General features: G+C 42.7%; 17 protein-coding genes. 2 read left to right on the top strand and 15 right to left on the bottom strand.

The annotated features are described in order from the left end of the window. Positions 1 to 155: 155 nt before the first annotated feature. From C5O00_RS11425 to C5O00_RS11475, 12 genes are all read right to left on the bottom strand, one after another. On the bottom strand, positions 156 to 1322 hold the full coding sequence (locus C5O00_RS11425; protein ID WP_105216982.1) for a T9SS type A sorting domain-containing protein: 1167 nt from the start codon (positions 1320 to 1322) through the stop codon (positions 156 to 158). Between the two features lie 105 nt (positions 1323 to 1427). Next, positions 1428 to 3089, bottom strand: a complete 1662-nt coding sequence (locus tag C5O00_RS11430; protein ID WP_105216983.1) for a T9SS type A sorting domain-containing protein — start codon at positions 3087 to 3089, stop codon at positions 1428 to 1430. A gap of 60 nt (positions 3090 to 3149) precedes the next feature. Further along, positions 3150 to 3659, bottom strand: a complete 510-nt coding sequence (locus C5O00_RS11435) for a YybH family protein (RefSeq protein WP_105216984.1) — start codon at positions 3657 to 3659, stop codon at positions 3150 to 3152. A 49-nt stretch (positions 3660 to 3708) separates the two neighbouring features. Continuing rightward, a complete protein-coding gene (locus tag C5O00_RS11440; RefSeq protein WP_105216985.1) occupies positions 3709 to 4134 on the bottom strand; it encodes a phage tail protein in 426 nt (141 codons plus the stop codon). A gap of 152 nt (positions 4135 to 4286) precedes the next feature. Next, on the bottom strand, positions 4287 to 5453 hold the full coding sequence (locus C5O00_RS11445; RefSeq protein ID WP_105216986.1) for a T9SS type A sorting domain-containing protein: 1167 nt from the start codon (positions 5451 to 5453) through the stop codon (positions 4287 to 4289). A gap of 56 nt (positions 5454 to 5509) precedes the next feature. Further along, on the bottom strand, positions 5510 to 6364 hold the full coding sequence (locus C5O00_RS11450; protein WP_105216987.1) for an ROK family protein: 855 nt from the start codon (positions 6362 to 6364) through the stop codon (positions 5510 to 5512). Then, entirely contained in the window at positions 6361 to 7617 is a 1257-nt protein-coding gene (locus C5O00_RS11455; RefSeq protein ID WP_105216988.1) for an MFS transporter, read from the bottom strand. Before C5O00_RS11455 ends, C5O00_RS11450 begins: the two co-directional genes overlap by 4 nt. 66 nt (positions 7618 to 7683) lie before the next feature. Then, positions 7684 to 7860, bottom strand: a complete 177-nt coding sequence (locus C5O00_RS14565; protein ID WP_168175938.1) for a glycine zipper domain-containing protein — start codon at positions 7858 to 7860, stop codon at positions 7684 to 7686. 61 nt (positions 7861 to 7921) lie between these two features. Next, the gene (locus C5O00_RS11460) at positions 7922 to 9073 is read right to left on the bottom strand and encodes a glycoside hydrolase family 130 protein (protein ID WP_105217656.1); all 1152 of its coding nucleotides are present in this window, start codon (positions 9071 to 9073) and stop codon (positions 7922 to 7924) included. A 22-nt stretch (positions 9074 to 9095) separates the two neighbouring features. After that, a complete protein-coding gene (locus tag C5O00_RS11465) occupies positions 9096 to 9977 on the bottom strand; it encodes a glycerophosphodiester phosphodiesterase family protein (protein ID WP_105216989.1) in 882 nt (293 codons plus the stop codon). Between the two features lie 78 nt (positions 9978 to 10055). After that, complete coding sequence (locus tag C5O00_RS11470; RefSeq protein WP_105216990.1) at positions 10056 to 10943, bottom strand: dienelactone hydrolase family protein; 888 nt, start codon at positions 10941 to 10943, stop codon at positions 10056 to 10058. Positions 10944 to 10950: 7 nt separating this feature from the next. Then, a complete protein-coding gene (locus C5O00_RS11475) occupies positions 10951 to 11460 on the bottom strand; it encodes an OmpH/Skp family outer membrane protein (RefSeq protein ID WP_105216991.1) in 510 nt (169 codons plus the stop codon). 140 nt (positions 11461 to 11600) lie between these two features. Between C5O00_RS11475 and C5O00_RS11480 the strand changes: the two genes are divergently transcribed. Both C5O00_RS11480 and C5O00_RS11485 read left to right on the top strand, forming a co-directional pair. Then, entirely contained in the window at positions 11601 to 12680 is a 1080-nt protein-coding gene (locus tag C5O00_RS11480) for a helix-turn-helix transcriptional regulator (protein WP_105216992.1), read from the top strand. Positions 12681 to 12784: 104 nt separating this feature from the next. Further along, complete coding sequence (locus C5O00_RS11485; protein ID WP_105216993.1) at positions 12785 to 14056, top strand: carboxypeptidase-like regulatory domain-containing protein; 1272 nt, start codon at positions 12785 to 12787, stop codon at positions 14054 to 14056. 148 nt (positions 14057 to 14204) lie between these two features. On the opposite strand, the gene C5O00_RS11490 is transcribed toward C5O00_RS11485, so the two are convergent. The 3 genes from C5O00_RS11490 to C5O00_RS11500 form a co-directional block, all read right to left on the bottom strand. Next, on the bottom strand, positions 14205 to 14960 hold the full coding sequence (locus C5O00_RS11490) for a hypothetical protein (RefSeq protein WP_105216994.1): 756 nt from the start codon (positions 14958 to 14960) through the stop codon (positions 14205 to 14207). A gap of 47 nt (positions 14961 to 15007) precedes the next feature. Continuing rightward, complete coding sequence (locus tag C5O00_RS11495; RefSeq protein WP_105216995.1) at positions 15008 to 18145, bottom strand: VPS10 domain-containing protein; 3138 nt, start codon at positions 18143 to 18145, stop codon at positions 15008 to 15010. A 94-nt stretch (positions 18146 to 18239) separates the two neighbouring features. Continuing rightward, positions 18240 to 20639, bottom strand: coding sequence for a glycoside hydrolase family 31 protein (locus C5O00_RS11500; protein WP_105216996.1), 2400 nt, complete (start codon positions 20637 to 20639; stop codon positions 18240 to 18242). Between the last annotated feature and the right edge of the window lie 56 nt (positions 20640 to 20695).

The raw sequence follows: 20695 nt of genomic DNA on the forward strand, positions 1-20695 counted from the left end.
ACCAAATCACAAATAAATTTCAATGCTCAATTACGCAAAATTGAAATTTGAGATTTGATCATTATTTATTTTTTGATCTATTGATAATTGTAATTGAAGCACTTGCAGTTCTCGATACATTTTGCGACGAAAAACACTCGAACAGACAAGTCGCTTTAATCCTTCACGAACTTATACGCCGCGCTACGTCCGTCAATCTGGACATTGAGTATATACATTCCCTCACTCAACGCTGCGATGTTGATCTCGGCATTGAGAGCATCGATAGCCTGCTGCATCACCTGTTTTCCTGTGATATCCACAATTGCAATACGATCGATCTGTACTCCGGCATTCAAATTAAGTACTTCGTGGGCTGGATTGGGATAGTACCGGAAGGAGTCGAATACTTCGGTCGAAGAACCCAGCAGGTCCTGGTCGAACCAATCGGTAAATCCAAATTGGTCCAGGGTTCCCGGTGTAATGGTCCCTATCAAAGAGGTCAATCCTGTGGAAATATTCAGCGAGCGTAATTCAGAGTCGAAAGTAGTATTGTTAAAGGCTGAAAGTAAGGTCGTATTTGTCACCGGGTCGAAAGCCATTCCTTGTCCAAAATTAGCATCGAAGCCTGAAGGGCCTATTAAATTAACCACACCAGAAGCGGCATCCACCCCATATATATTGTCGTCGTCACCGTCCAGCACTACCAGTTGGTCTGCGGGACCCCTTCCAAGGCTGAGAGGTAAGGTAAGGCCATTATTACCGCCAATCATGGTTGTGCCCCAGGTCATAGGATCTAATTTGTACAGGTGGCTGCTATTCATTCCGTTGGTTCCAATTGCGTATATATCGCCATTAGAAAGTCGTTCCAGGCCCACGATCGCTTCATTAGGTGCTACATTTACGTTTACACCTGTATCCATGTAGACATTATTATTGATCCCGCGAATGTAGATGCGATTGGAATTATTCACTATCACATTGGTATTTACCTCCGTTATAGCAATTCCGGCACCTTCAAAGTCGGAAAGTGAGGAAGGACCCAAATTTTCAAGTTGTGAAAGGTCATCGGGAAGTATCTGTACTACCGTAACCGGTAACACAGCCTGGGTAGAAGAACCCCGGCGGTCTAGAAGGACCGATTCGGTTACAGGAGTATTTATGGTTTGATAGAAATGTGCGGTCAAGACATCCAATTCCTCCGGAGTGAATACATCGGAAACACTTCCAAAATGGTTTTCATTCAATCTTGATAGTAATTCGTTAAGATCCGGCTGATTTTGTGCAGAAAGGGGTAAAGTGATAAAACTGCATAGCAATGCTGATAGTACAAAACTTCTCATGACACGATATTTAATTAGTTAGTTATCAGAAAGATAATGAAAATTAAAGAAATCGTATTCGAGAGTTCCTAAGGGGATACTTTAATTAAAATGAAGCTATTTCTATTATTGAACAACAAACTTCAAACTATAAACGCCTGTTTGGTCCTGGATCGTTAGAAAATAGATGCCTGAATCCAGCTGTTGGGCAATCGCAATACGATCGGTTGGCCGATTATAGGTTTCAGAAAATAATTGTTTTCCTGAAACCGTAAATGCAGAAATATTAAGCTCACCATAATCGAAGGAAGGATCCAATTGCAAAAGTATGTGCTGTTTTACCGGGTTTTCGATCAATTGATATTTTTTCTGAAGTATTACTTCTGAAAATCCTAAGCCACCATTTCTAATCTCATCAAGAGCAAATTGTGCACTTTCTGAAGTCACCATGACGTGCGACTCATTTTCCGAAGGGATATAGGTATTCACAAAAGGGGAGGAATGTACACCTCCGATATCGGGTGCCGCGAACCAGTCGTCTTCGTTATCTATGGCGAGGCTGCTTATCACCGGGATAAAGGAATAATCGTCCTGGTTGAGAGCCGCAATAAAGGATACGATAACGGGGTTAGAAGCGCCAGCACCACCTAAAGCGGCCGATATGTTAGATGTGCCTCCGGGAGACGCGTCTACGCCATCGGTATACGCAAAAGCCTCGGCTTCGGCATCGAAACTATCCACCGGAAATCCGAACAAGAAGCTATCGAAACTGGTAACATTATTCGTCATGCTCGCTTCCGGGGTAAAATGCAGTACTACATCGGCCGTGGCACCGGAGCCAAGATCGAGGGTTGTATCCACCACCAGCATGCCTGCGGTTCCTGTGGTATTCCCCTGGGAACTACCGTTTACCATGGCTACATTACGAACGTTCTGTGGAAAGCCGAGTGCATCCAGTTCGGCCTGAAAGGCATCCCTGAAATTAGGGGCACCTTCTGGTAGTAATTTGTTGGGGTCCTGCAAATAATCAGATCCCGCCTGCAGGTGAGCGAGTAGATGATCGTACAGCATTTCCTTTGCCGCAGGTGAATTAAGTACATTTTCCACGATGGCAAGCGCATCGGCATCGCCAAGCTGTCTTGCCAGGTAATTAATGAGATATTGTAAACTAATAGGGATATTGGCACCACGGTGTGGTGAATCGAAGGAGATATACAGTCGTGTTTCAGGTTCCAGGCTGTTTTGTTCCATATACGCCAAAGCATAGCGTCCTATAAGGCCGCCCATACTCGGGCCCAGCACCACCAATTCTTCATCGCCAACTTTGAGGTCGTTCAGTAAGTTGATCATTTCAATAAGGACCATGGCATTGCGTTGTATATAATCGGCACCGCCATCTATGTCCTTACCTCCGGTGGAATACATAGGCGCATTCAGAATAACTATATCAAAACCTTCATCCCTTACTATATCTGCCAGGTTTTCACCTCCAAAACTTAAACTGTTGTACAGCCCTGCGATATCCCTACTATCGCCGGGATCGAAACCATCCAGGACGATAATGGGTTTATCCAGAACTCCATTTACATTATCTAAAAAGATCTCGTATTCTCCCTCACCAAAATATTCCTGGGTCTCTTCATAGCCTTGATAACCAATGGTCGCGACAATAGGTGTGACCACGCCCCGGTTGTTGATTGGCCGGTTTTCGGCGGGAGCCATAAAACTACTTTGGGGTAAAACTGTGATACCTGAAAACAGGCAAAGCAGGGTAAAGAAGGTCTTCATGATTTTGGGCTTAATATATTTACGGCATGGAAGATAGCAATAAATATCTGGCTAGTCAATTTAGTTCAGTTCTAACAAGGTAGCACCTTCAAAGAACGAACCATCAACATTTTTGCCACCAATGGTACTTGTGTCGAAGTCTTGTGCGATCTTCCATCTACCATCTACTTTCTTTAAAACAACGTGGAATTGCCCGTAATAATTGGTACTTTCTCCATTCTCACGAGTGTAGATCACGCGATAATAGCCGGTTTCGTATCCGGTATTGGCGTTATACTGCCTGTTCTCGAAAGCAAAATCGATGGTGATACTTGTGCCCTCGGATGTACGCCACGAATCAATACTGGCAAAGTATTCGGGGGCTGTTTTTATCCCACCGTCGTTCACCCTAAGTATATCATCGGTATGTATGGCCTTAAAGGCTTCAGAATCCCTGGCTTCGTATGCAGTTTTAAACGCCTGCCAAACCTGGGTATTAACTTCTTTTTCTGCTTCCTGGGCTTTTTGTGCGAAGAGTGGAAACTGAATAGCAATACAGAGTAGGAGGCAACCGAGAATTCCTATTTTCATAATGATGACTTGTTAATAATAAATTTAATTGGCCGTTTTTAGATCCACACTATCTTTTGGCAAAGGTATAGAAGGAATATCCTAATTCCAGATCCTCTATTTCGGTGGCTTGCGACTTTCCTTCAGCTTTTTTTACATGGTGACTTACAGGATAAGCGCTGTGTAAGGTCCATTCCACAAGGGGTTTCCCTGAGGCGTCCTTCAGAAAAAGTGATACTCTGCCTTTTTCCGGACCTGCATTTTCCGCAGCGGGTGGTGAACACCATTGAATGAGCTTTGAACCCGTTTGCGATCTCCCTTTCTTCAATACGATGCTCTTGGATTTTGGCAGGGAAGGCAATCGATATTTAAAAGGATGCTCACCTGGTTGCAGTGTGTGTTTCAGTACTGGTTCGGTGGAAACTCCGTCTACCGCCTCGAATGAAGTTTGCTCTCCATTTGCGGAAAGCTCGAAATAGAAATCGGATGTATTCATAAGGTCATTTTAACTGGGTTCGTATAGTTGTTAATTAAAGATAGGAAAAAAAAGTTTACCCCTTACCGAGAACCGCTGTTGCTTCTACGACAGAACGTAAAAAGCGGCTCCCAAGGGGAGCCGCCACAAAATAAATAGTAATATGAAAAAAATTACTGCTTAATTATTTTGTACATGCCCGCTTTCCCATTCACAACGGCAGAACACAGATATTGTCCGCTTGCCAGGTATGATATATCCACTTCCGAATTTAGAGCATCTACAGGCTGATACATAACTCTTCGGCCATGCATATCGAAAATGGAAACACTTTCTATGCGATCGTCTGCTTGAACGTAGAAGGAATCTGCTGCCGGATTGGGATAAATATTGAATAATTTATTGAGATTCTCATTCACAGACAGGCTGGTGTCCGGATTACTTATCCAGGCCATCTGGGCCAGAGTTCCCACAATGATAATTCCTATGAGGGTTGTGAGCCCTGTTGTAATATCTACAATTCGCAGTTCCGAATCGAAGACTGCATTATTAAAAGCGGCCAGCAGGATCACACCAGCGATCACGCTAAGTGCCATTCCCTGGCCAAAATTGGCATCGAATCCAATGGCTCCCACGAGTATAGCCAAGCCGGTTATTAAACTAATACTAAATATATTGTCGCTGTCGATGTCCAGGGCAAAGAATTGTCCGGTCAAGGTTGCAGCCAGGGCAATGCCAAGCACCATCCCGGTGATACCAATTACCGTGGCAGTTAATGCAACAATGCCAATAAGCAGTAGCGTTGTTTGAACTGCATCTGTGGATAGGGCGTATAATAAGCCGTCCACGGGATTGAATTCGAGTCCGGTGATGCTTTCGCCTACAGGAATGCCTGCTATGGCACCCAGAAGGGTATACACGCCGGTAGCGAGAATTAACTCGTACAGATTATTGTTATTGTCTACTACATAGGTTTTATCGCCACTAGGAGTGGAGGCACCGGCTCCTTCAAAATTAGGAGCTACTATTGGTGAGCCGTTTATTGGCGTAAAGGAAGCGGGATTTGCTTTGTTTAGTTTACCCATGGTCTCTGTCTGGTTCTCAACTCCATAAACATCGGAATCTCCAATACGCATGTCTACAACAGGAACTTCGGTATTGCGTCCAAAATGGGCACGAAGGATTTCAATTTCTTCTGGAGAAAATACGGCAGTAACACATTGGTGTGTGGTTTTGTTTTTTCGTTCCAGTAATTCGGCAAGAGAAGCTGGTGACTGCGCAAGGAGGGGGAAAGCAAACAACAGGCAACACAGCGTAATAAGGGTGTGTGACGCTTTCATAATCGAGTATAATTAGTTAGTTACTAGAAAGATACGAAAAAATTGGATAATTAATATCAATCCGAAGACGTAAGATCCATCACAAGGGCTGAGGCGCCTAGAATAGCGATGTTTGGATGGGTAGATATAAGGATCCGGAGGCCTTCTGTTTGCCTGGGATAGGCGAATTGGCCGATACTTTCTTTCATCGATGTTTCGAAAAATTTATGGGCTTTTGCAATGGATCCTCCCAGGATGACCACTTCCGGGGCAAACATGAATAGGATCATTTTTATGGCCTCTCCCAGGTGATGACCAAACTTATGGAACGCCTCAATGGCCTGAGGCTGGTCTTTTAAAGCGTTTTCGTGTACTGTCCTGGCATTTTCGCTATAGTTGCGTGTGAAGAAGAAGCTGGCGGCGTATTCCTCAACGATGCCATCAAGATATGGCAGCATACCAATCTCTCCTGCACCGCACATTACGCCGTTATAAAGTTGGTTATTAATAATCACTCCCATGCCCAGGCCTGTGCCTATAGTAACCCCAACGAAATTGCGATATTCACGTCCCTTTCCAAACATTTTTTCGGCCAGGGCGAAGCAATTCGCGTCGTTATTGAGCGCCACAGGGACATCGTATCGGTTTTCAAGAATCTCTTTAAGATGTACTTCCTTCCAGGCGGGGATGTTCTGTATGTCGTAAATAATACCGGGTACAGGATCGACAATGCCCGGAACTCCTATCCCTATTCCCTGAACATCGGGGGTAATGATCTTATCCAATAATGAAGTAAGTTCCATTAGTACGGCGGCTTCATCTGCTTTCCCATCGATGTCGCGTTTTACTTCGTCCACAAGCATCCCTTTTATTACACGGCCCATGTTAAAACTACTGCCTCCCAGGTCAACTCCTATATACTCCTTGCTCATACGCCCGATCTTTTTTTACGTTGAAAGGTGCTATTGTTTACAAGAGGCTTGGCCCAGAAACCAATAGAAAGAATGAACAATAAGGGTAAGACAAGGAACAGGATTCCGGCTTTCAACCCCACTAAATCACCAATAAAACCCACAATGAGGGGCATGATGGCGCCCCCGGCAATGCCTGTACAAAGTATGCCCGACAAGGAACCATGGTGTGATTTCACCGAGTTCAATCCCAGTGAAAAAATGATCGACCACATCACCGATATAAAAAAACCAAGTATTGGGAAGGCTAGCAGAGCCACTTCAGAAGAACCAAAAATAGCAACGATAAGACAGCCAATCGTAACCAAACTCGTGGCAATAAGTAATTTGCGACTATCCATGATCTTCAGTAATAAAAGCCCTAATACACATCCTACCGTAAGCATGGCCCAGAAATAAGACACTGTATTCGCACCGGTTGTTTGAGGGTCCATTCCGTGATAATCGTTCAGAAACTGGGAGATCCAGTTCCCAATTCCCTGTTCGGTCCCCACGTAGCAAAATATTCCGAAGAAATACAACAGGGTCCATTTATTCTTTAATAAGTGAAGGTACGATTGTTTGTCTCCCGATTTTTCCGACGCTTTCTTTGCATAAGTGGGGTAATGTGTGAAACGTACAATAAGGTATAACAAGAGCGCGATCATGGCGAAAACAACATAGAGCGATACCCATGGAAGTTCCTCCGGAACCAGGCTGCGTAGTGTAACGGCCATACCGGAAGAGTCTTTATTCACTAAATAAATATAGAGGTAGGGACTTGCAAAAGAAGCCAGGCCAAAGACCAGTTGAGCCAGCACCGAATTGAACGCAAAATGCTCTTCGCCTCCTGCCGCTCGAAGCATGGGGTTTATGATCACTTGTAATACTGCCATGCTACAGCCAAGGAAAAACAGGCTTAGGCTAAATACAATATAACCGGGAAAGATCACAAAGACCAGGCAGGCAAATATTATGGCCGCAAAGGCAACCGAAAGTAACGTACGATCGCTGTATTTTTCAGACAGAAAACCTGCGGGAATAGACATTACACCGTAAGCGATAAAGAATGAAAAGGGCAGGAGGCCGGCTAGACTTAGACTTAGATCGAAGCTTTCCTTTACATCTACAATGATGGAATTGAGAATATTTGTGATAAACGATATGGCGAAGAATACCACCATTACCAGCACCACAATGTGGTAGTACTTCTTGGTGGAGGAAGAATTGGCCATAAAACTTAAACTATTTCCCTAAATGGTACACCTAAAAGTACTAAAAGAATTTGTTTAGTGGCTTAGCTATAATTCATCATTATCTTTCTTTTTGCTTTTAGAGGCTCCAAAAGCAGTTCCCAGGGCAGCACCAATGGCAATTCCAACTCCTATTCCTAATCCCAGATTATCCATGGCTACGCCAAATGCTACTCCCATTCCTATTCCTAGTGAAATTCCGTATGCGAGGTATTTATTATTCATTTCTTACTTTTTATGTATTGGTATACTTTCTTCTGAAATGTTACCATTGCGTTTTAAAAAATTATTCGGAAGAAGGGTTGTAAACAGCCACGGCGATCTTCGAGTCGGCCGTTCCATAGTATAAAAACCATTTACCCTTGAAAAACACAAGGCCTTCTACAAAGCAAACTTCGTTTACCTCACCAATTTTCTCATAGTCCTTATCGGGATAGATAAAGTAGCTATCTGTCCTGTCTATCAGCTTATAGGGTTGGTCGCCACTAAACAAGGCTTGTCCGGCGGCGTATGTAAATTTAGGAAGTTCCGGATCGTTATAATTGGCGGCGTTACTGGCGTTGTAAATAAGAGATACGCCTTCTTCCCGGAAAAGGGCATAGGGACCGGGTTCTACTAAACGGCTATCAAAATACCCCATTCGTGGGTGTAATACAGAAATGCGTTTCCCAGATTCTTCGTTTACAGCAACTTCCCAATTAATGAGATCGTTGGAAGTAGCCATAAACAAATTAGTATCTCCAAAGTACATCCAGTACTTTCCTCCAATTTTTTTGGCAACGATATCATTTCCCTTTTGTTCAGCTATGATCGCTCCCGCCTTAGACCAGGTATCCCTGTAGGTGGAATCTTTCATTACAAGTCCGTGCTTGGTCCAGCGTTTAAGATCCGGAGAAGAAGCAATGCTTAAGCGAGCAGTTTTGCCGTCGTAAGAGGTATAGGTCATATAATAAACTCCTGTCTCATCTTTAACTATCCTGGGATCTTCCACTCCGTCGAAATAGCAGAAGTAGCAGTCTTCGGTATTTTCCTGTGGCGAACCGTCTTTCTTGTAGTTCCATTCGTATACCTTCATATTGTCATTGTCCGGATAGAAGACCGGTTGGGGCAACTTTTCGAAATTGAGGCCATCGGTGCTCACCGCCATTCCTATGCGGGAGGTACCTTGCAAATCCTGAGCACGGTATAGTAAGAAAACCGTATCGTTTCTAACAACAGCAGTTGGATTGAGTACATTTCTCTCTTCCCAATTCACGTCAGAATTGGTAATTGGATCTGTAAATCTCAATTCGGGAGAAGGTTTGAGGATAGGATTGAGGCTGTCCACTTTTTTGAAATAAGGGAAGGCCCAATTAGGTTCCTTGGGATGATCTACCGTAACGGGATCATTGCAGCCTACTATCAACACTCCCAGTAACAAAGTAAAAACTAATCTCATAATTTCTTTTGTTTTTAAATATTTATAGTTTGTTATAATGTTTGATCTCAATTTTCATCGAATCCAAAAGATCTTTCAAAATATTGGGGTAGTCTGTGATGATCCCATCTACCCCCATTTCGATCAATTGCACCATATCCTGTTTCAAATTTACGGTCCAGGGAATAAGTTCCATCGAATTTTCTTTACAAAATTCGACCAATTCTTTATTTACCAACTTATAGGCCGGGCTGTAAATTTCGGGGGTAAAACCCAGAACATCCAGGTTTTGTCGAGCCGAGGCGTCATTTTCCACAAGTAAGGCGAGTTTTATTTGAGGATCGATCTTTCTATACGCCCTTAATGATTCCGGGTCGAACGACTGTAAGATGATCCGCTCTTTTAGATCCCCCTTATCATCGTTACTAATTCTAACGATTAACTCACTCACAATTTTGGCGAAATCGTGCGCATTTGGGTGAAACATTCCGTCGCTAAGAGGATTGCGTTTAATTTCGATATTGTAAAAGGGTTTGGGGTAGCTGTGCTGTAATACCTCGTGTTCCACTTGCACTATCACATCGTTGAGAAGGGGTTTAAAAGCGGCTATTTTTTTCTGTTCCGGGAAGCGAGCGTGTGGCCTCAGTCCAACATCGTATTTCCTAACCTCGGAGTAGGGCATATTAAAAATGTTGTGCTCCAGTTCATTTTCTTCGGAAATGTATTTTCCTTCGGGGTCTATGGCTATCTCATGTGAAAAATAGGGCTCATGGGAGACTACCACCTGAAAGTCGGCCGAAATCGCAAGATCCATCTCCAGCGTTGAAACTCCAAATTCCAGGGCTTTTAAAAATCCCGGAATCGTATTCTCCGGCATCAGGCCACGGCAACCCCTATGGCCCTGAAGGTCGATCGTTCTGCTCATTGGTTTTCGTTATTACAGCTAAGAAAAAGTAATGTTACTCCCAGAAATATTAAGAGTCTTTACTTCATTGGCCGGAATTTACTTTAGATTTTCTCTAAAAAAAGCGATGGTTCGTTCCCAGGACAGCTTAGCGGCCGCTTCATCGTATCTTGGGGTTGTATTATTGTGAAAACCATGATTTACTTCCGGGTAGAAATGGGCTTCGTATTTTTTGTTGTGCTTCTGAAGTGCTTTCTCATAGGCCGGCCAGCCTTCGTTTACCCGGGTATCCAGTCCGGCATACTGAAGCAGCAAGGGTGCATTGATCTTTGGAACGTCCTCTTCGGAAGGTTGTCTTCCATAATAAGGTACAGCCGCTTTAAGATCGGGTAGTTTCACGGCCATCATGTTCGAGATATAACCTCCGAAACAGAATCCAACCACCCCTATTTTCCCGTTGCACTTTTCATGATCTTGCAAATACCTGAATGCTGCAATAAAATCTTCCAGCATCTCATCACGGTCGCGTTGCCTTTGCATCGCCCTGCCGTCGTCATCATTTCCAGGATAACCACCCAGAGGGGATAGTGCGTCCGGAGCAATACTAATAAAACCTTCCAGGGCTGCTCTGCGACCTACATCTTCTATATAGGGATTAAGGCCCCGGTTCTCATGAACTACTACTATTCCCGGTAATTTTGTAGACTGCTCAGCCTGATAACTCAATAATCCCCTGATCTCGCCACCTCCTTGTGGAGAATTGTAAGTAACATAATCTGAAATTAATCGCGGATCATCCGGTTTTACAAGTAAGGTATTCACATAGTCGGGCATCACAAAACTCAACAACGATGGAACCGTAATTCCTCCAATCGCATACAGAGACAGCTTTTCAATAAATTGTCTGCGCTCCAGTTTATTATGGGCATAATCATCATAAAGATCGAATACTTCCTGAGAGATATCCTCTTTCCTGAGCTTTTTCATTACAGTATTATTTAAGTTTATCTATAACACGCTGGGTTATATCGGTAGAAGCTTCAGCATAAAGCACTATACCTGCGCTGGAATCCAGTACTATCTTAAATCCCGAGGCTTTAGCAACATCGGCAATGGCGGTGTTCGCTTTATTATAAATAGGCTGATACAGGCTGTTTTCCTTATCCTTGATCTTCTTCACCGAACTAGTCTCGAGATCCCTTAATTGTTGTTCCTCCTTTCCAAGAGTGGCTTCCACTTCTTTCTGCTGGGCAACGGTATAACCCCCACTGCTTGCCTTTTGCTGTGCCTGAGCAAGTTTGGTTTGAAACGCATTTACCTTTGAATCGTACTCTTGGTTGAGCACCTGTCGAAACTGATCTAGTTGTTGCTGTGCTACCTTTGTTTCAGGCATGGAATTAATAACCACCAGGGAGTTTACATAGGCTACTTCCTGACTGGCACCCTGAAAGGTTGCAAATAGTACTATTAAAGCGGTTAGAGCAAATTTTTTATAGAGATTCATAACGTATAAATTGATTAGAGGGATATAAGTTATTCAATTATTACCAAATAGTCTGCTACTCCTATAAATAATTATTATTGTTAACACCTCAACTTGAAAGAATAACACTCACAAATATGGTTTTTATAACTTAGTATAATATGGAATGGATTCGATATTTCATTTTTCTGGAAGCTTTAATAGCCATGTTTCTTGCGGGAGGCTTGTTCTTTAAGGAAGCTAATTTAAAAAGTCGAACCATATCGCTTTTAATGGCAATGTTCGGGGTTCATATGCTCATCTTCGTCTATGGCTCAAGTGAACTTACTAATTTGTATCCCGTATTTAAAAGCTGGTTTTATTATGAGATCGGTTTTTTATTTGGTCCGGTACTCTTTATACATCTGCAGGCCTTTCTGTCGGGTAAGGACAAATTGAAATGGCACGATCTTTTACACCTGTTGCCTATAGTCGCTTATTGGTTGTTTTACGGGGATGTACTTTTTATTCCTTCGGAAGAGAGGGTGGCTTATGTTCAGGCTAATTTTCTCACCCGGACCATGACCTGGAATTATACGCTCGCTATTCAGATGTGTGTCTACGGACTGGCAAATCTTGTCCTAGTCGTTAAAAGCCGACATTCTATTGAGAAACGAAAATTTATTTATGCCGCAGTACTGGTAATTTTCTATCTTATAGCTACCACGGTTATTACTTGGCTTACGTGGTTTGCCGATGGTTGGAGGGATTTCGCTATTTACTATTTACTCATTAGTTTACTCATGTTCGCCGTGGGATATATTATCTATTTCGATCCTCAGTTCTACAAAGCATTTCGGAAGAAATATTTCAGCTCCTCCCTCGATGAATCTAAAATGAACACAATTAGCGAGAAGATCGAAAAAGCGTTTAATCAGGACAGGATCTTTCTCAAGAACAATCTTAGTATTAGAATGTTGGGCAGAGAACTGGACGAAAAACCGTATCATGTATCCCAGACCTTTTCAGAAAAAATACAAATAAATTTTAACGACTATGTAAATAGACACAGGGTGATCTATGCCAAAGCCCTGTTGAAGGACCCTAATTACCATCAATTTAAAATTGAGGCTATTGCTCAGGAATCCGGCTTTAATAACAAAGTGACCTTTTATAAGGCGTTTACCAAATTTATAAAGGTAACCCCTTCAAAATACCGTAAGGATCATTTGGTTAACCGTAATAATTTGCAACAGAAATAGTAAGATTAAAAGGGAAGATCATACTAATTTTTCGTAAATTTAATAGTTAAATTGTTCATTATCAGGGCGGGATATAAATCCTGTCCAACTTCAATTCTATCGCTATGAAAACGCTTCTATCTTACGTTGTAACTTTACTTTTATTCTTTTCCGGAGTTGGTTTAATGCCTTCCGCCTACGCACAGGTTATCGATTATAAAGAGTATAACGGTACCGTGGTAGACGCGATCACCAACGATCCGTTGATCTCTGTAAGTATTAAATTATCTAACAGTAACCTGGGTAGTATAACCAACGATGAGGGTGCATTTTCTATTAAAGTTCCGGACGGTCGGGAGATAGATGCTGTCGAGTTTTCATTGCTGGGCTATGAGTCTTTGTCGCTTCCCATTTCTCAACTCACCACCGGTAAAAATCGAATCAAGCTTACACCTAGAGTCACACAATTAACGCAGATCAATATTGCAACCTTTAAAAGTGCTGAGGCGCTGGTGAAGGCTGTATTTGCAAAAAAAGCCGAGAATAACATGAAACAATCGGCTGTAATGACCGCCTTTTACAGGGAAACTATAAAAAAGCGTAACAGGAACGTGTCCCTTACAGAGGCAGTGGTAAATGTTTATAAGCAACCGTATAGTTCTGCAGAAAAAGACATGGTAGGGCTTCACAAGGCGAGGAAAAGTACAGATTATCGCCGGTTGGATACCGTCGCCCTGAAATTGCAGGGAGGCCCGTTTTCCACCTTGTACCTCGACATCATGAAATACCCGGAGTACATATTTACACCTACCACCTTGGATGAGTACCATTTTAGTTTCGGACCTCCTTCTACGGTAAATAATAAGGCCGTATATGTAGTAAATTTCAAACAAAAGGAGTTCGTTGATGTTCCCCGGTATTACGGCAGCCTCTTTATAGATTCTGAAACGCTGGCACTTAGCAGCGCAATTTACAGTCTCAATCTCACCGGGTTTGAGAAAGATGCCAACACAATGTTTGTTAAAAAGAAACCTCGGGATATCGATGTAACGCCGCTTAGCGCATCTTATCGTGTAGATTATCGAGAAAAGGACGGGCAGTGGTACTATGGTTACGGTAGTGTTGACCTTTCGTTTAAGGTAAAGAAGAGGCATAGGTTGTTCAATTCTGTGTACACCTTATCCAGTGAAATGGCGGTCACCGATTGGGAGGCAAATACCACAGGGGCGCGACTAAAAGGGAAGGACCGACTTAAACCTACGGTTATCATGACCGATGCCGTTTCCGGTTTCAGTGACCCGGACTTCTGGGGGCCCTACAATGTGATAGAACCGGAGAAGTCGATAGAATCTGCAATCAATAAGATACAGCGCAAATTAAGACGTGATAATAGTTAACGTTCCTGTATTACGCTAGCGGCGGTTGGCGGCTGTGATTCAGCTGAACAGCTAAGCCGCTAGGTTAATTTGTTTAGTTAAAGATATCAATTTTATAGAGGTAAATCGTCTAGATAGCTGTAAACACAGCGATTTGCGGTATGCGTTGTTAGCCTTTCGTTATTTCTTCAATTTCAGCCATGAGATTTTCATTAACTATCATAAGTTCCTTATAGAGATCATTCATATATTTTGTTCCAGAATTCCTTGAATGACTGCCTACGAAAGCGGGGTAATTTAAAATTTGTTGTAATTGATTTATATCATCTGGCGTTTCTATATTCTTGAAGAGTTTCCTAATTATTAGTTTCGTTTTCTGTACGATATTATTTTTGTACATATCATACTCCATTTCTTCCATAAAATTGTTGAGACTTTGTTCTTCATCTTTAATTTTTTGCACTAAACTGTAATATTTATACAATTGAGTTTCCAAATCCGTTTGATGAATTTTATTTAAATAACCAGAATTCTTTAAAGCCTCAAATCCACTTTGATTAGATTGAAAGGATTCGTCAAGCCATGGATTATAATTAAAATATTTGGAAAAATAAATTTTGTATTGATCTTTGGATTCTTGTTCGATCATTGTCATAAAATACATTGAGCCAATAATTGAGCTGTCACGAAAAACTGAAATTTTTTCAAGATTTATTTGGTCAGATTTGATATTTTCTGCGATGTTATTTAAATAGCCATTCAAAGTAATAGCATCTTGTTTCTCCGTATTGAGATTATTAATATAAAGCGCAATTAAAATACCTATAACGACAAGAATAATTTCTCCAATAGCATAAATTAGATACTTACTAAATTTATTTTCAGAGAGTAGCCTATGTCTAATTTTTCTAAAGAATTTTATCATTGGTTATTCGTTTCTGATAATGAAGGCTAACCCGTTATATCGCCAGGTTACTCGTTTTTCTCTTCTATTATAATAGCCGGGATATCTAGCTCTCTGAACCTTCGGTTATATTCGGCCATTTCGGTGTTGATAATAGCGTTCCGTTCCTGCTCGTAGGTTTTCCAATCTTCCTTCAGATCTGCCAGTCTTTGCCTGGATCCTCGTGTAACATTTGGCATTGGGCCTTCAATAAAACTCTTCAGAAATAAAAGCTCCGAATTAAGCTTGTTATTGTAATTGATCACATCCTGAAAGGTTTTTTGCTTCGCCTGAATAAGATTCTCCTCCCAGGAGGTGATCCTTTTATGTAGTGAATCTCCTTTGCTGAGAAGGTCCTTAGCCTTTTCATTATGTTTGAGCAATTTAGCATAGGATTTAAGCTGATTACCCGCCGAACGCATCGAATTCACAGATTCGTGTATATCCTTTACCATCGCTTCGATCTCCACCAACATACGCTGCTGCTCGTTGAAATCGGCTTGCATTGCGTTGATGTTCGGATCGGCAGTTATGGTTGCTGTAGTTTCGGAAACTGCATCGCCTTGCTTGAGCCTGAGAGTATAACTGCCGGGACCAACATGCGACCCGGAAAGGTTTCCGAAGACAAATACCTCCGAAACCGCCGGAAGGGATTCTCTTCTAAAATTCCAGTAGTATCTGTTAAAACCCGCCTTAGCCGGAAGTACGGCCGGAGTAGGAGGTCCGCCTGGCCATGATTTAAAATCTTCGTCCTTTTCACTACTAATCGTTCGTATCACTTTGCCATTTTGCAGCACCTCAAGAGTAACAGGAATAGAGTCTACTACCTCTTTGATATAGTAATCGAATATAACGCCCGAAGGTGGATTATGCCCAATGGTAGGATTGTTGCTCTGCCCTCCGAAGAACAAAGGCGTATCCCTGGGCTTGTAGATCTTTAAGACATCTGTATTATTTTGCTTATTCTGAATAGCTCCCAGGTCGTCCAGGATCCAGAAAGAGCGTCCCGCAGTTGCAGCCACCAGATCATTATTATGGATTACCAGGTCATTGATGGGTACTATCGGTAAATTAAGCTGAAAAGCCTGCCAGTCGCGACCATCATTCCAGGAAATATAGAGTCCTGTTTCGGTACCGGCATAAAGCAGTCCTTTCCTTTTGGGGTCTTCTCTTACCACACGAACGAAAGTATGATCTCCTTTTATACCATTAGTGATCGCGGTCCAGCTAGCACCGTAATCGTTGGTTTTATAGATATAAGGTTTCAGATCCATGGATTTATAACGCATTACCGTAATATAAGCAGTGCCAGGATCATGAGGGGAGACTTCAATACTATTTATTATTCCTTCTCTTAGGCCTTTGGGAGTTACGTTGCTCCATGTAGCTCCTCCATTTCGGGTAAGCTGTACAAAGCCGTCATCGGTACCGGCGTACAACACTCCTTTTTCATGGGGGGACTCCACCAGCGACATGATGGTATTGTAGTTTTCACCACCTGCGGCTTCATTGGTATAGGGACCACCTCCCGGCCCGTGTTTGTCCTTTTCGTTTCTTGTGAGGTCCGGACTCACTGCCTCCCAGCTCAATCCACCATCTGTGGTTTTAAAAACCCTGTTGCCGGCATGGTAAATAGTATTACGATCGTGAGGCGAACTAATAATGGGAGCATTCCAGTTAAATCGGTATTTCGCCTCACTGGGTGGTTTGCTTAAGCCTTGCTCCGGGTACTCATTTATAGCTTTACCAATACCCGTCTCCTTCATCCATCGCTCTATGATCCCCTGGTAGCAACCTCCATATACTTCTACCGGATTATCCGGATCGAAGGCAAGAAAGGCGCTTTCACAGCCCGCAACCGAGTACCAGTCCTTCCAGTCTATACCTCCGTTTCGTGTTCGGCTGGCAATGGCTATGGCCGAATTATCCTGCTGTCCCCCATACAAATTGTATGGAAACAGATTGTCTGTGATCACACGATAAAATTGAGCCGTAGGTTGATTTTGTTGAGTACTCCATGATTCTCCACCATTATTGGAAACATTCGCACCACCATCGTTAGAATTGATCATGATCTTATTATTGTGTGGATGGATCCACAAATGGTGATTATCACCATGTGGAGTGGGTAGGGGAGTAAACGACTTCCCTCCATCTATCGATTTCATTACAGGTGCGTTTAGTACATAAACTATGTTTTCGTTTTGGGTATCGGCGAAGATCTCCATATAATACCAGGATCGTGCTATATTTATTCGGTCCTTGTTGATCTGCTTCCATGATTTCCCTGCATTATCACTGCGGTAAACACCTCCTTTTTCCCCTTCTGCCTCGATCACCGCAAACACCCTGTCCGGATTGGCCCTGGAGACAGAGATTCCAGACTTTCCAAATTCCTCTGGTAGTCCCGACTTCATAGGTTCCCAGGTGGTTCCCCCATCGGTAGATTTGTGAAATCCCGATGATTTTCCTCCACTTTCCATCGTCCAGGGATAGCGTCTGTGCTGCCACATGGCCGCATATAATATCAAAGGATTGTTCATGTCCATGGATAGGGAAGAGGCCCCCGTATTTTCATCTACATATAACACCTTTTCCCAACTACTACCTCCGTCTGTCGATCTGTAAACTCCACGGTCCGGTGAGGGGCCATATTGCGCACCCTGGGCAGCAATAAAGATTATCTCCGGATTGGTGGGATGAATGATCACATCGGAAATATGGCGGGTATAGTCCAGGCCGATATGGGTCCATGTTTTCCCGGCGTCTGTAGATTTGTACACCCCGTCTCCCATAGAGGTCATTACACCCCTGGCCGCATGTTCGCCCATGCCAACCACCACGATATTCGGATTACTTTCCGAAACGGCGATAGCTCCAACAGTTCCGGTTTTAAAGAATCCGTCCGATATATTCTTCCAACTTATACCGTCGTCTGTACTTTTGTATACACCACCACCGGTGCCACCCATATACCACACTCCGTCCTGTTTCACCACACCACTTGAGGCCACACTCCTACCACCTCGAAAGGGCCCGATATTGCGCCATTTTAGGTTGTGAAATTCTTTATCGGCCGTTGGCGGGCTGTCATCTTTTTTTTGCTGAGAATGTAATTGGTAGGTAAATAAAAGGATGGTTGCAAGCAGTAATTGGATAGTTTTCATGTAATGGTTTTAATTTCACATAAAGCTACGGAATTTCACAAAAAAAATACGGCCCCTTGAGGAGGCCGTATTTTTAATTATTAATATCCCGAATCTATTTGCCAATTAAGTGCAGTTCGGTAAAGTTCTTATCAACTTCCAATGAAGTATTTCCGTTAACTTTTAATTTGGAAAGCGATGTCTCCTGGTTGTCAACTTCAATGGTCTTAATCTCGAAGGGCAATCTTTTTAGATCCAGCTTAAACTTCGTGTAGGGTGTTACGTAACTTCCTTCCTTATGCTGCTGTATGATAAGCTGGTTCTTATGTCCGGTAAGTTTGAAAGTTCGATAACTAAACCGACCTTTTTTATAATCGTAACCGTCGTTTGCGTCTTCGTATAAGACAGATTTTTCCTTACCTTCTTTATAATAAACTTCCAGTTCTACTTCTTCGATCTCTTTTTCACCTACATACTGCTGTACCGGGTATTTAGGGATTATTGCTCCTTCTTTTACAAATAATGGAATGGAATCAATGTCGGCGTCAACCCAAACTTCCTTACCTCCTTGAACCACATCATGAGTCCAGTAGTTATACCATTTACCCCTTGGGATATACATTCTGCGTCCCTTGGAATTGGGTTCCAGGATTGGGCAAACCAGGATCTGTTTCCCAAACATGAACTCATCGGTGCGATAATAAGTTTGATGGTCTTTCTGGTCGAAGAGCACTAACGGCTGCACCATAGGTGTGCCCTCTTCTACATATTGATAGAAGGCTGTATATAGATAAGGCAGCATTTTATAACGCAATTCGATGAACTTCCTAACTATGTTGGTTACATTCTCATCGAACGCCCAGGGCTCCTGATCACCGTGATCACCGGAAGAGTGGGTACGGCAGAAAGGATGAAAGATCCCTAATTGTATCCATCGCACAAAGAGCTCACCGGTTGGTTGTTCGGCGAAACCTCCTATATCGGTTCCAATAAAGGACATCCCCGAGATCGCCATACGCTGCACCTGCTGATTGGCGATCCATAAATGCTCCCAGCTGGCCACGTTATCACCTGTCCATGAAGAACTGTATCGTTGAGTTCCCGCATATGCAGCTCTTGTGATTATAAAAGGTCGTTTCGGGTAAACAAATTGCTTTACTCCCTCATAGGTAGCTTTTGCCATCTGCATTCCATAGATATTATGCGCTTTGCTATGGCTACATGGGTTGCCGTCGTAATTATGTCGAACATCTAATGGGAAAGTTTTGGTAGGTACCTCCATAACAGCAGGTTCGTTCATGTCGTTCCATACGCCTTTCACACCAATATCTTCTATGAGTTCTTTGTAAAGACCACTCCACCAGGCACGTACTTCAGGATTCGTAAAATCGGGGAAATTACACTCTCCCGGCCATACTTTTCCTCTCATCAGAGGGCCATCAGCCCTTTTACAGAAATAATCCTTTTCTAATGCTTCTCTGTATATGTCGTAATCCTTATCGATCTTGATTCCCGGGTCGATTATGGCGACGGTTTGAAACCCTTGTTCGGTGAGATCGTCTACCATACCCTTGGGATCCGGAAAATATTCCTTATTCCAAGTAAAACAGCGGAATTCGTCCATATAATCAATATCCAGGTAAATAGCATCACAAGGTATTTTCAGGTCGCGGAATTTCTGTGCGATCTCGCGAACGTTGCTCTCAGGATAATAACTCCACTTACTCTGGTGATATCCAAGGGCCCATAATGGCGGGAGTTCGGGTTTACCGGTAAGGTCTGTGTAGTTGGTGACGACCTGATTCATTTCAGGGCCGTATATAAAGTAATAGTTCATTTCACCGCCCTGAGCCCAGTAACTCATAACGCTTCGGCGTTCATCTCCAAAATCGAAAAAAGTACGGAAGGTATTATCAAAAAAGATCCCATACGAGATATCACTGTGAAGACCAATGTAGAAAGGAATGGCTTTATAAAGTGGATCCTGATCCTTGCCGAAGGCATATTGATCGGTCACCCAGTTTTCTACACGCTTTCCTTTCAGGTTGAAATGCATAGGTTTGTCTCCAAGCCCATAGTAGCATTCCATCTTCTGTTCGGCTTTACTCATCTTTACGATATCACTCCCATGCTCATAGCTGTACTCCCAATGAAAACCGGCTTCATCCTGATTTATAAGCTTCCCGTCTATATCGTAAATCGTCTTCTGCAGGTTGGCTTTGTTGAGGTGTAGCTGGAGTTTGGATGTTTTAATGATGTAGCGGTCTTTTTCTTCCGAATATTCCAGATGATTATATCCGCGTACGGCATCTTCGGAGATCGCATACGAAAAGTCCTTTGGAAAACTTCCGTTAGGCGCATATCTAAATCTTAGTACACTATCTCTTACAACAGTAATTTGTAAGAGCACGTCATTTTCGGTGGTGATGAGGAATTTATCTTTTTCTTTTACGAAACTATTTATGGCGGAGGGAAACTGGTTCCCTTTTTGTTCTAATTCGGTGTTTACAATCATATAGTTAAACTAATTTTGATGTATTACAAATGAAAATAATTCTATTGAGAATCGAT

The organism is Pukyongia salina (genome assembly GCF_002966125.1).
Lineage (GTDB): Bacteria > Bacteroidota > Bacteroidia > Flavobacteriales > Flavobacteriaceae > Pukyongia > Pukyongia salina.

What these genes read in the sequence shown, in the direction of transcription:
- C5O00_RS11425 (WP_105216982.1), bottom strand. Translation starts at nt 1,322, where the DNA reads ATGAGAAGTTTTGTACTATCAGCATTGCTATGCAGTTTTATCACTTTA.
- C5O00_RS11430 (WP_105216983.1), bottom strand. Translation starts at nt 3,089, where the DNA reads ATGAAGACCTTCTTTACCCTGCTTTGCCTGTTTTCAGGTATCACAGTT.
- C5O00_RS11435 (WP_105216984.1), bottom strand. Translation starts at nt 3,659, where the DNA reads ATGAAAATAGGAATTCTCGGTTGCCTCCTACTCTGTATTGCTATTCAG.
- C5O00_RS11440 (WP_105216985.1), bottom strand. Translation starts at nt 4,134, where the DNA reads ATGAATACATCCGATTTCTATTTCGAGCTTTCCGCAAATGGAGAGCAA.
- C5O00_RS11445 (WP_105216986.1), bottom strand. Translation starts at nt 5,453, where the DNA reads ATGAAAGCGTCACACACCCTTATTACGCTGTGTTGCCTGTTGTTTGCT.
- C5O00_RS11450 (WP_105216987.1), bottom strand. Translation starts at nt 6,364, where the DNA reads ATGAGCAAGGAGTATATAGGAGTTGACCTGGGAGGCAGTAGTTTTAAC.
- C5O00_RS11455 (WP_105216988.1), bottom strand. Translation starts at nt 7,617, where the DNA reads ATGGCCAATTCTTCCTCCACCAAGAAGTACTACCACATTGTGGTGCTG.
- C5O00_RS14565 (WP_168175938.1), bottom strand. Translation starts at nt 7,860, where the DNA reads ATGAATAATAAATACCTCGCATACGGAATTTCACTAGGAATAGGAATG.
- C5O00_RS11460 (WP_105217656.1), bottom strand. Translation starts at nt 9,073, where the DNA reads ATGAGATTAGTTTTTACTTTGTTACTGGGAGTGTTGATAGTAGGCTGC.
- C5O00_RS11465 (WP_105216989.1), bottom strand. Translation starts at nt 9,977, where the DNA reads ATGAGCAGAACGATCGACCTTCAGGGCCATAGGGGTTGCCGTGGCCTG.
- C5O00_RS11470 (WP_105216990.1), bottom strand. Translation starts at nt 10,943, where the DNA reads ATGAAAAAGCTCAGGAAAGAGGATATCTCTCAGGAAGTATTCGATCTT.
- C5O00_RS11475 (WP_105216991.1), bottom strand. Translation starts at nt 11,460, where the DNA reads ATGAATCTCTATAAAAAATTTGCTCTAACCGCTTTAATAGTACTATTT.
- C5O00_RS11480 (WP_105216992.1), top strand. Translation starts at nt 11,601, where the DNA reads ATGGAATGGATTCGATATTTCATTTTTCTGGAAGCTTTAATAGCCATG.
- C5O00_RS11485 (WP_105216993.1), top strand. Translation starts at nt 12,785, where the DNA reads ATGAAAACGCTTCTATCTTACGTTGTAACTTTACTTTTATTCTTTTCC.
- C5O00_RS11490 (WP_105216994.1), bottom strand. Translation starts at nt 14,960, where the DNA reads ATGATAAAATTCTTTAGAAAAATTAGACATAGGCTACTCTCTGAAAAT.
- C5O00_RS11495 (WP_105216995.1), bottom strand. Translation starts at nt 18,145, where the DNA reads ATGAAAACTATCCAATTACTGCTTGCAACCATCCTTTTATTTACCTAC.
- C5O00_RS11500 (WP_105216996.1), bottom strand. Translation starts at nt 20,639, where the DNA reads ATGATTGTAAACACCGAATTAGAACAAAAAGGGAACCAGTTTCCCTCC.